Annotated in this window: 9 protein-coding genes and 1 tRNA gene; 5 read left to right on the forward strand and 5 right to left on the reverse strand. The window is 58.0% G+C overall.

All coding sequences use genetic code 11. The features are described from left to right. Window positions 1-33: 33 nt before the first annotated feature. From BM316_RS15390 to metF, 3 genes are read right to left on the reverse strand one after another with little or no spacing between them, the layout of a single operon-like run. Complete coding sequence (locus BM316_RS15390) at window positions 34-1,581, reverse strand: rhamnan synthesis F family protein (protein ID WP_090210347.1); 1,548 nt, start codon at window positions 1,579-1,581, stop codon at window positions 34-36. Between the two features lie 9 nt (window positions 1,582-1,590). Then, complete coding sequence (locus BM316_RS15395; RefSeq protein WP_090210349.1) at window positions 1,591-2,073, reverse strand: PaaI family thioesterase; 483 nt, start codon at window positions 2,071-2,073, stop codon at window positions 1,591-1,593. A gap of 37 nt (window positions 2,074-2,110) precedes the next feature. Next, a complete protein-coding gene (metF, locus tag BM316_RS15400; RefSeq protein WP_090210351.1) occupies window positions 2,111-2,977 on the reverse strand; it encodes a methylenetetrahydrofolate reductase [NAD(P)H] in 867 nt (288 codons plus the stop codon). Between the two features lie 93 nt (window positions 2,978-3,070). Here metF and BM316_RS15405 point away from each other — a divergent pair, with 93 nt between their 5' ends. Then, a complete protein-coding gene (locus BM316_RS15405; protein WP_090210353.1) occupies window positions 3,071-3,976 on the forward strand; it encodes a LysR family transcriptional regulator in 906 nt (301 codons plus the stop codon). Window positions 3,977-4,042: 66 nt separating this feature from the next. Next, window positions 4,043-4,831, forward strand: coding sequence for an inositol monophosphatase family protein (locus BM316_RS15410; RefSeq protein ID WP_090210355.1), 789 nt, complete (start codon window positions 4,043-4,045; stop codon window positions 4,829-4,831). On the opposite strand, the gene BM316_RS15415 is transcribed toward BM316_RS15410, so the two are convergent. Both BM316_RS15415 and putA read right to left on the reverse strand, forming a co-directional pair. Next, window positions 4,828-5,565, reverse strand: a complete 738-nt coding sequence (locus tag BM316_RS15415; protein ID WP_090210357.1) for a rhomboid family intramembrane serine protease — start codon at window positions 5,563-5,565, stop codon at window positions 4,828-4,830. The two genes, BM316_RS15410 and BM316_RS15415, sit on opposite strands and share 4 nt — an antisense overlap. A gap of 36 nt (window positions 5,566-5,601) precedes the next feature. After that, on the reverse strand, window positions 5,602-9,069 hold the full coding sequence (gene putA / locus BM316_RS15420; RefSeq protein WP_090210446.1) for a bifunctional proline dehydrogenase/L-glutamate gamma-semialdehyde dehydrogenase PutA: 3,468 nt from the start codon (window positions 9,067-9,069) through the stop codon (window positions 5,602-5,604). A gap of 104 nt (window positions 9,070-9,173) precedes the next feature. Between putA and BM316_RS15425 the strand changes: the two genes are divergently transcribed. The 3 genes from BM316_RS15425 to BM316_RS15435 all read left to right on the forward strand — a co-directional run bounded on the left by BM316_RS15425 (window position 9,174) and on the right by BM316_RS15435 (window position 10,364). Beyond that, complete coding sequence (locus tag BM316_RS15425; RefSeq protein WP_090210359.1) at window positions 9,174-9,662, forward strand: Lrp/AsnC family transcriptional regulator; 489 nt, start codon at window positions 9,174-9,176, stop codon at window positions 9,660-9,662. A 28-nt stretch (window positions 9,663-9,690) separates the two neighbouring features. Continuing rightward, window positions 9,691-10,233, forward strand: a complete 543-nt coding sequence (locus BM316_RS15430) for a tetratricopeptide repeat protein (protein ID WP_311135673.1) — start codon at window positions 9,691-9,693, stop codon at window positions 10,231-10,233. Window positions 10,234-10,278: 45 nt separating this feature from the next. Then, a tRNA-Leu gene (locus tag BM316_RS15435) sits at window positions 10,279-10,364 on the forward strand. Window positions 10,365-10,653: the final 289 nt, after the last annotated feature.

Genomic DNA, 10,653 nt, shown 5'->3' on the forward strand with positions numbered 1-10,653 from the left:
GCGAAGGCCGTGCCCGGACCGCATAATTCGGGGCTATTGCGCAGTTTTGAATTTTAGCACACCGGTATCGACCAGTGCTTTCGATCCCGCGACCGAACGCTTGCCTAGCCGGGCCTCGCTGGCGGTGCCTTTGCGGACAATAGCCATAGAGTTGGCGAACTCGACCGAGACAACCTGTTGCAGGATATCCGGGTCGACAGACACGCCATATGCGGTCTCAAAGGCGGCAAATCGCGATGCAACCGTGCCCTGTTTCTCCCAATGCTCAAAGTTGATTACGTCGGTTAAGCTGCGGAAAAACGACAGCGATGATGTGTCCAGATTCAATCCGCCCTGAAACGATCGCCAGTAGCTGCAGTGAAGATCTTCAGCCACAAACAACCCGCCATCGGCGATCATGGGAAAGTAGGTCAGGAAAGATTTCACAATATCTTCCGAGCGATGCGAAGCGTCATCAATCACGATGTCGAATGCATCCGACTTTGCCCTGATCTGTGTCTGTGTCTGCGGAGCATTGGCATCCCCGATAATGACATTGATCCTTGGATCCGCGTAGGACAGACGCTCACATGCGGGGTTGATGTCACAACCGATGAAGGTTTTCCCGTTGCGGAAGTATTTCGACCAAAGCTCAAGCGAGCCACCGTTCTGGATGCCAATCTCCAGCAACCGGATGCCCTGCTTGCGATAAGGCACAAGAAACCTGTCATATTGGGCCAGATTGTTGGACCATTTGTCCGATACGTAGCCGTCGTGCCTGTTGTGCAACTCCTGCAGCGATAATGCGTCCGTGTCAGTCGGTTCCGGTTTTGCTGTCACGACGGTGGCCTTTTGTTTGAAGTGGGTGCGTCTAACTTCGAACCAATCGGGGTGGCCTTCAAGGTTTGCAGCGACGTCAATTTCTACCGTCTCGCCCAGCAGCATAAGTTGTTTCTGTTCAAGGGCCGGAATTATGCCAAACAGCCGTTCGGCGGCATGTTCAGGTTGTCCATCGAATTTCTTATGCTCAACAAATTCGATCTCGTTGAACTGTTCCGCCATTTCGGAAAAGAGTTGCGGACGACACCAAAACATAGTGCCCGCAAAGAACCCCCAGGATTCAGGGCGCGCGGCACAGAACCGCCGCATGATGTTCCAGTTGCTGCCCCCCAGATGCTTTTCGCCATCCAGATACAGCAGTTTCGGGCCGCCGATCACCAGATCATCGTTTGCAGCGAAGGCAGCGAGGTATGTCTCAACAATCTTTTGTGAGCCCACCAAAGAACCAACGGCGGCCTGCCCCCACTTTCGACGCACGCCAACTTTTGATTTGGTGTGCAACTTGCACACAACGTCGAAGGGCTGGAGTTCGGGAAGAAGTCCAAGGAAGGGCCCAACATCTCGGCCCACGTTCGGAAACGTCCTGATCACCGCATCGGGATAGGCCTTATATATGGTATCTGCAAAACGGCTCTCTGGTTGCAGGCTGACGAAAAGGTTGAAGGGGTGCGGAATGTTTGCGAGATAGCGAACAAACTCGCTCCATTGCTTTTCATGGTAAAGATGCAGAACGACTGCGATCTTGAGGTCATTAGCTTTCATCGGATCCCCCTAGTCCCGCAGTTCCATGATCAGGCAGGTCGCTGAACCTGTTGCGTAGAGACGCCCGGAGGCCGCGTCTCTGATTTCGCCGCTCGCAACCCCTGTTGATCGCCCGGCGTGATCTATGGTGCCCGTTGCCAGAATTTCGCGCCCGATCGGGATCGCGCCTGTGAGGTTCACCTTATACTCCAGCGTTGTATAGACGGACCCTTTGGGGGTTTTCGTCATCACCGCGCAGGACATGCAACTGTCGAGCAGTGTGCCATACCAGCCGCCGTGGATGCCGCCTGCGGGGTTGGTGTGCTGAAACGCGGGTTTGCCTCTGAAGACAACGCGCCCTTCCTCGACCTCTTCGAGGGTGTAGGCCATTAGCGCTGAAATCGGCGGTCTGTTGATTTTACCCGCTTTCATCGCGCGCATGAAGTCGAGGCCAGACATGGAGAGGATTGTCTCCTGATCGGGCATCTCTTCGGGCTTGGTTGCTGTAAACATGGTCGCCTCGGTCAAACTCTGACCGAGGCTTGCCGTGTCAGGCCACGTTTTGCAACTGCACTTTCGGTGTGACCCCCAATGCATGACAGATGTCGCGTGTCAGTTCCGGGCGGTTGAGAGTGTAGAAGTGCAGGTGATCAACGCCACCTTGCAGCAGGTCATCGCAAAGCTCCGTTGCGACCGCAGTTGCCAAAAGCTCGGTCGTGCCGGTCTGTTCGGCATTGTTGAACGCATCACGCAGCACCTGCGGGATGAACGCACCGCATTGCTTGGAGAACTTCTGCACGCCTGACCAGCTTTCAATCGGCAGGATGCCGGGAATGATCGGTGCGTCGATCCCTGCTTTCACGCAGTCATCACGGAACCTGAAGAAGCTTTCGGCCTCAAAGAAGAATTGGGTAATGGCTGATGTCGCGCCAGCGTCGAACTTGCGCTTGAGAAAGGCGATGTCTGCGGCCTGATCAACGGCTTCGGGGTGTTTTTCAGGGTAGGCCCCGACCCGAATGTTAAAGCCTCCGCGCTCCGACAGCGCCGCGATCAAATCAATGGAGCTGGCAAAGCCCTCTGGATGGGCGGTGAAGTTGCTGGCCCCTTTGGGTGCATCACCGCGAAGGGCAACGATTTCTTTCACCCCTGCCTTGGCATAGGCGTCGGCGATTCCGAGCGTTTCTGATTTGGTGGCATCGACACAGGTCAGATGTGCGGCGACGTTCAGACCTGTATTTGCCTGAATGGCCTCAACGGCTTCATGGGTGAGCTTTCGTGTCGTGCCGCCAGCGCCGTAGGTGACAGAAACGAATGACGGATCAAGCGGCGCCAATGTGTTGACGCAGTCCCACAGACGGAACGACGCCTGCAAAGTCTTTGGCGGGAAGAATTCGAAAGAAACGGTTGGCGCAGGCATGATGAATCCTCTTGTTGCTTTGCTCTTTTGCCAGCTTTAAGGATAATGAGGCAAATTCATAAACTTCACCAAAGTGATGAGGTCCGCTCACATATGCATATCGAGTTCCGGCATTTGCGCACGATCAAGGCGATCCATGATACCGGCGGTCTTGCCCGCGCGGCTGACCAGTTGAACATCACACAGTCGGCGTTATCGCATCAGATCAAGGGTATCGAAGATCAGGCCGGTGTTGAGCTTTTCGTCAGACGGTCCAAGCCGTTGCGGCTTTCCTCGGCGGGGATGAAGATGCTGGCAGCCGCAGAGGCGATCCTGCCGCAGGTTGCTGCACTTGAAGCCGAGTTCGAGGGTTTGATCGCAGGGAAGGCCGGACGTCTGCATATCGCGATCGAATGCCATGCCTGTTTTGAATGGCTGTTTCCGGTTCTTGAGCAGTTCCGCAAAGCATGGCCCGAGGTTGACGTCGATATCCGCCCGGGGCTTGCGTTTGATGCCATGCCAGCGCTGAAGAAAGAAACGGTTGATCTTGTGGTGTCGTCAGACCCTGAGGATTTGCCAGATACGGATTTCACACCGCTTTTTGACTATGAGCCTGTGTTTGTCGCCTCTGCGGCGCATCCGCTTGCGCAGAAAGACGTGATCGAAGCGGAGGACTTTCGCGGCCAGACGCTGATCACCTATCCTGTGGATCGTGCGCGGCTTGATATCTTTTCGCAATTGCTGACACCGGCGAAGGTCGAACCCGCCGAGGTGAGGCAGGTTGAGCTGACCGCTGTCATCCTTTTGCTTGTCGCCTCTAATCGCGGCGTGGCGGTGCTGCCCGATTGGGTGGTCAGGCAGGTGAGATACAATTCTGATTATGTCACACGCCCTCTGACCCGCGAAGGCATCACACGCAGGCTCTACGCGGCGACACGGTCGGAGGATACCAGCCGCCCCTTCATGGCGCATTTGATCAGGCTTGCCCGTCAGGAAGCGGTGAAATTGCAGCGCAGCTAGACCCTTGCCACCTGTTCACGAGCGTCCTATACGCCGCCTCTGACCTCAACCAAGGACCGAACCACAATGGCTGGCAGCGCAAATCTGAATGTTATGATGAAAACCGCTCGCAAGGCAGGGCGCGGTTTGCTGAAAGACTTCGGCGAGGTCGAGAATCTTCAGGTCAGCGCCAAGGGGCCGGGTGACTTCGTCAGTCGCGCGGATCGCGCCGCCGAAGAACTGATCCGCACCGACCTGATGGCAGCGCGCCCGTCATACGGGTTTCTTGGCGAAGAGGGCCAAGAGATTGACGGCGAAGACCCGACGCGTCGCTGGATCGTCGATCCGCTGGATGGCACAACCAACTTTCTGCACGGGCTGCCACATTGGGCGATCTCAATCGCTCTGGAACACAAGGGCCAGATTGTTGCTGGCGTGATCTATGACCCGGTGAAAGACGAGATGTTCTACGCCGAAAAAGGCAACGGGGCGTGGCTGAACGAAAGCCGTTTGCGCGTCTCGGCCCGTCACCGGATGATCGAGAGCATCTTTGCAACCGGTGTGCCTTTCGGGGGTCGCGCCGATTTGCCAGAAACGCTGCAAGACCTTGCACGCATCATGCCAACCTGCGCAGGTGTCCGTCGTTTTGGTTCTGCCGCGCTGGATTTGGCCTATGTTGCCGCTGGTCGCTATGATGGCTTTTGGGAGCGCGGCCTGCATGCGTGGGATATCGCGGCCGGTATCATCATCGTCAAAGAGGCCGGCGGTATTGTCGAGCCGCTGCAACCCAACGAGAGCCTTTTGGAAAGCGGGCAGATTGTCTGCGCCAACGAGCCGATTTTTGACACCTTCGCAAAGGTGATCCGCAAAGCCTAGCGCTTGCGGACGATTGGCACGCTGCTGGACCTGTAGGTTGCATCAGGGTGCGGTGGGTGGCCATCTGTGGCGCGCCAGAACGACGGCCCGCCCAGCTTGAACCACAGCGGCAAGGTCAGAACGATCCCGATCACGAAACCGCCCGCGTGCGCCCAATAGGCGACCCCGCCTGCCGAAGTGTCCACGTTGACGCCGCTGAAAAGTTGCAGTCCGAACCACAGCCCCAGCATCAGCCACGCGGGGATCGGAATGACGCGGAAGTAGACGATCAGAATGAGCAGGATATCCACTCTGGCTTTGGGAAAGAGCAACAGATAGCCCCCCATAACACCGGCAATCGCGCCTGATGCGCCGACCATCGGCACGACAGAGCCCGGATCGGTGACCACATGGGCGAGGCTCGCACCGACCCCGCTTGCCAAATAGAACAGCAGGAAGGGCAGGTGACCCATCTCATCTTCCATGTTGTCGCCGAAGATCCACAAAAACAGCACGTTGCCTGCCAGATGCATGAACCCGCCATGCAGAAAGATCGACGTGACCAAGGCGATTTCGTTCTCGCCATTGGCAAGTCTTGCTGGCAGCAACGCGTAGTCGAAATAGAACTGTGCAAGCGCCCGGTTTGTGTCGAGCGCCGACAGTCCCCAAAGATAAACGGCGACGTTGATCACGATCAGCGTGATGGTGACGAAGGGGACCCGTTGAGAGGGGTTATGGTCGCGGATTGGAAACATGCCGCGACCGTTGCCCAAGTCCTCTTGAGGGTCAAGTCACAGCTCCGTGCCGACCTCGGCAAGCAATGCCGCGTTCCCCCCTGCTGCTGTTGTGTCGATGCAGACATGTCTTTCGTGCATCACGTGGGCGACATCAGGCATCTGGGTGACAAGTGCGATGATCGGCCCATCACGTTGAGCGAGAACGGTTTCAAACGCACGCGCTGTTGCCGCGTCCCCCCACCAGATCACGCACCCGATTGGCGAAAGCGTCCCAAGCACGTCAGGTGCGATGCGACCGGTCGCGCCGACGCCGACGCCACCCAAGGCTTCGACGGCAGAGATCTGGGCCGCGACACATGCCTCCCCCGGGCCAAGGCAAAGGACCGGATCACGCGGATGCAGGCTGTGGCGGTTTGATTCCCCCGTAGGCCCTGGCATGTCAGTCGAAAGGCTGCCCGCGCGGGAAGGCGCTGACCTCAGCGCGTTTTGCAGGCGTGCCGCGTCATCATCGGTTTCCCATGTCCCTGTGGCCGTTGGTGCGGCTGGCGCGGTAAACCGTGGCAGATAGTGTGGACCACCTGCCTTTGGCCCGGTGCCGGAAAGACCCTCACCGCCGAATGGCTGGCTGCCGACGATTGCGCCAATCTGGTCACGATTGACGTAGATGTTGCCCGCCTGAACCTGCTCGACAATCGTCTGGACCCTGTCGTCGATCCGCGTGTGAAGCCCGAAGGTCAGACCATAGCCCGTCGCGTTGATGTCAGCGATGATCTTGTTCAGCTCATGCGCCTTGAATGTCGCGATGTGGAGCACCGGTCCGAAAATCTCTTTCTCCAGATCACCGATGCCTCGCACACGGATAGCCGTCGGGGCGATGAAGTGCCCTGCAGCCGGTGTTGGCAACTGATGGATGATCCGTCCGTCCTCTTCTGCATTCGCGATATGACTGGCGATCCCGTCTTTTGCTGCCGCGTCGATCACCGGACCCACATCAGTGGCAAGGTGCCACGGATCACCGAGGGCGAGTTCGTTCATCGCCCCTTTCAACATCTTGATCAGCTTGTCGGCGATGTCTTCCTGCACATAAAGGCACCGCAGGGCCGAGCATCTTTGACCGGCTGAGCGAAACGCGCCGTTGATAATATCGCGGACCGCGTGTTCGGGCAGGGCGGTGCTGTCGACAATCATCGCGTTGAGCCCGCCGGTCTCTGCAATCAAAGGTGTGCCTGGCGCGCAATGTCCGGCCATTGTTTCGCGGATTTTCCGCGCGGTGGCTGTTGAACCTGTGAAGGCCACACCGTTGATACGCGCGTCACGCGTGAGGGCCGCGCCCACCTCGCCACCGCCGGGCAGCAGTTGCAGCACGTCTTTCGGGACACCTGCCGCATGTAGAAGCGACACCGCGCGGAAGGCAATGAGCGGGGTCTGTTCGGCAGGTTTGGCCAGAACGCCGTTGCCTGCGGCAAGAGCGGCAGCGATTTGCCCTGTAAAGATGGCCAGCGGGAAGTTCCACGGGCTGATACAGGTCCAGATACCTCTTGGATTTTCATCCGGCGTTGCCTGCGCTGCATAATAGCGCAGAAAGTCGACCGCTTCGCGCAACTCTGCGACAGCGTCGGGCAGGCATTTGCCAGCTTCCCGTGCGAGGATCGCGAAAAGTTCGGCGGCGTTCTTCTCATACACATCAGCGGCGGCGTTGAGCACCTCGGCGCGCTTTGTGACACTGTCATTCCACGGCTTTGCGGCCTCGATGGCTTTCGCGATATCTTCGGCGTCGGCGGTCTGGATTTTTCCAACCGTGTCGCCAGGCACTGCGGGGTTCAGGACAGGTTGCCCGAACTGGAGCCTCCGGCGGGAGTATTGCGGGCAAAATGATGTGAGCGGGTGTGCGCCCCAATCCGCATCCTTGAATTCCAGACGGGCAGTTGCCAGATTTTGAAAAGTCGGCGCATGGGTCAGATCGAAGCCCTTGGCATTGGTGCGTTCCGGCAGGAAAAGCTCCGGCCCTTTCGCGATATCCGGAACATTGCCGATTTCTGCAAAGGGGCAGGCGGCCACGACCTCGGCGGGAACGTCTTCGTCGACGATCTGATTGACGAAGCTGGAATTCGCACCGTTTTCCAAAAGCCGCCGCACCAGATACGCCAGCAGGTCTTCGTGTGCGCCGACCGGCGCATAGATACGGCAGCGCGTCTTTTCTTTCTGGAGAACGATCGTGTGCAAGGTTTCACCCATGCCGTGCAGGCGCTGGAATTCAAAGTCATTGGCCGTCCGGCCCAGATCGCGTGCCAGATGCAGGACAGCGGCAACAGTATGGGCGTTATGGGTCGCAAACTGTGGGTAGATCCGGTCCGTCAGGCTGAGCAGTTTCCGCGCGTTTGCAATATAGCTGATGTCGGTGTGATGTTTGGCGGTGAAGACCGGGAAACCGTCCATACCTTCGATCTGGGCGCGTTTGATTTCAGCGTCCCAATAGGCGCCCTTGACCAGCCGGATCATGATTTTGCGGTTCAGACGTTCAGCCAGTGCGTAGAGATGATCAATGACAAGCGGTGCCCGCTGCCCGTAGGCTTGAACGACAATCCCGAAGCCCTCCCAGCCCGAAAGGGCGGGCTCTGCCAGAACCGCCTCGATCACCTTAAGAGAGAGTGACAGCCGGTCCGCTTCTTCAGCGTCGATGTTGAAACCCATACCTGCCGACTTTGCCAGCATGGCAAGAGCGCGCACGCGCGGCACCAGCTCTGACATCACGCGTCGCTCCTGCGCCACTTCATAGCGCGGATGAAGGGCTGACAGTTTGACGGAAATTCCGGGGTTTTCTGCAACGCTGTCTGATGTGCAGTGCTCAGCTATCGCGCTGATCGCACGGGAATATGCAAGATGGTAGCCGCGTGCGTCCGCATCGGTGCGTGCTGCTTCGCCCAACATATCATAACTGTAGGTGAAACCCTTTGCCTGCATCCCCTCGGCGCGTTTCATGGCTTTGCCGATATCCTCGCCAAGCACGAATTGGCGGCCCATCTCGCGCATGGCGCGCGCTACGGCGGATCTGATGACCGGTTCGCCCAAGCGTTTGACGGCAGATCGCAAATGTCGTGACACGCCGGGTTTGTCGTCATCAAGAACGCGGCCTGTCAGCATCAGCGCCCAGGTCGAGGCATTGACCAGTGAGGAGGCGGAATGGCCAAGGTGCTTGCCCCAATCGGACGGCGCGATCTTGTCTTCGATCAGATCATCCATGGTTTCGGCGTCAGGCACCCGCAACAGCGCCTCTGCCAGACACATCAGCGCGATACCCTCATCGGTCGAAAGCCCGTATTCGGCCAGAAAAACCTCCATCAGGCCGGGGTCCGTGCTGGCACGGATCTTGCGGACGAGCGCGGTCGCATCTGACACGATCAGGTCACGATCCTCGGCGCTGAGACCGGCGTGCTGGACCAGCGCCGCGACGGCCTCCGGCTCAGGCTGATACATGTGTTCATCAATGTGTGTTTGCGTGTTGCGCGGTAACGGGGCGTTCATCGGGTTCTCCACACTACTTTCGACCAGCATATCCGAAACCGGGTAGTCAGTTTGCCTATCTTGTGCCATCTTCGCGGACGGAGCGACTTTAAGTGGGGGCTGGGGTGGTCGAAAAGACTTTGGATCTGGACGGGTTTGACCGGAAGATCATCAATATCCTGTCAGGGGAGGGCCGGATCAGTGTCACCGAGTTGGCGCGGCGGATCGGCTTGTCGAAATCCCCGACGCAAGCGCGTCTGAAAAGGCTAGAGGAAAGCGGCGTCATTCGTGGCTATCGTGCGCTTTATGATCCGATCCTTCTGGGGCGCGATCACGTCGCCTTTGTCGAAGTCAAACTGTCCGATACGCGCGAGGCTGCTCTGGCAGCTTTCAACAAGGCGGTCGTCGTCATCCCCGAGGTCGAGCAGTGCCACCTGATTGCCGGGGCTTTTGACTACCTTCTGAAAGTGCGGACTGACGGTATGATCGGATACAGGGCCGTGCTTGCCGAAAAGATCTCGACCTTGCCACATGTCTCGCACACATCAACCTATGTTGCGATGCAGGCGGTGAAAGAGGACGGTGTGGGTGGAAATGGCGGCGGCGGGACTTGACCCACTGGGATGCGGCTACAGGTGAGAGATGATGAAATGGTTCACGATCTTTCTGTTGGGGGCAAGCCCGGCATTTGCCGAAACCTGTCCTGCGGTTCCTGACCGCACAGATGAGAAGGCGGCGCTTTACGCGGGGCTTCTTGCGTCCGAGAACGAACTTGCCGCAGCACCTTACAATGCAGGCCTGTGGGAAATCTGGCTCGATGCCCCAGATGAAATCGCGCAGGAGATGCTTGATCGCGGCATGGAGCGGCGTCGGGTCTCTGACTTTCTGGGGTCAATCGCGGCACTTGACCGGTTGGTTGACTACTGCCCTGCGTATGCCGAAGGCTACAACCAGCGTGCCTTCACTTATTTTCTGGGCGGACGCTTTGAGGAGGCGCTGGCGGATCTCGACCGCACGCTTGCAATTCTTCCCGATCATATCGGTGCCTTGTCAGGCAAAGGCCTGACCCTGATCGAGCTTGGCCGCAATGACGAAGCGCAAGAGGCGCTGAGGTCAGCGGTTGCGTTGCACCCTTGGCTGTCAGAACGGTTCCTGATCACAGAGCCGCCTGGAACCGACCTTTGATCAACGCTTGCTCCCTTGGGGGACTGCGCATAGGAATAGCGCCGTGCCCGCGTGGTGGAATGGTAGACATCGGAGACTTAAAATCTCTTGGCCGAAAGGCCGTGCCGGTTCGAGTCCGGCCGCGGGTACCAGCACACATCTGATTCACGACTGAATCGCCTCTGGATCGTGTCCTTAGGTCAACTCTTTGACCAGAATCACCAACTCTGTCATGCTGTGGCTCCGGTCTGCTGTCTTTGCCCTCTAAGGGCATGGGCAAAGGCCCAATAAAATAAGGGTCTGCGGCGTCTGCTCGGCAAATTTTTCGAGAAAGTAATTTTTCTTGAAAAAACCTCTTGCGGGTTTTGTTTGTTATCCGTAGAACCCCCTTCACCGGCGGCGCTGAGGCGCGGTTGGGACGCGGAAGCGGGGCATTGCTCT

Source organism: Yoonia litorea, from assembly GCF_900114675.1.
In the GTDB taxonomy this organism is placed as follows: Bacteria; Pseudomonadota; Alphaproteobacteria; order Rhodobacterales; family Rhodobacteraceae; genus Yoonia; species Yoonia litorea.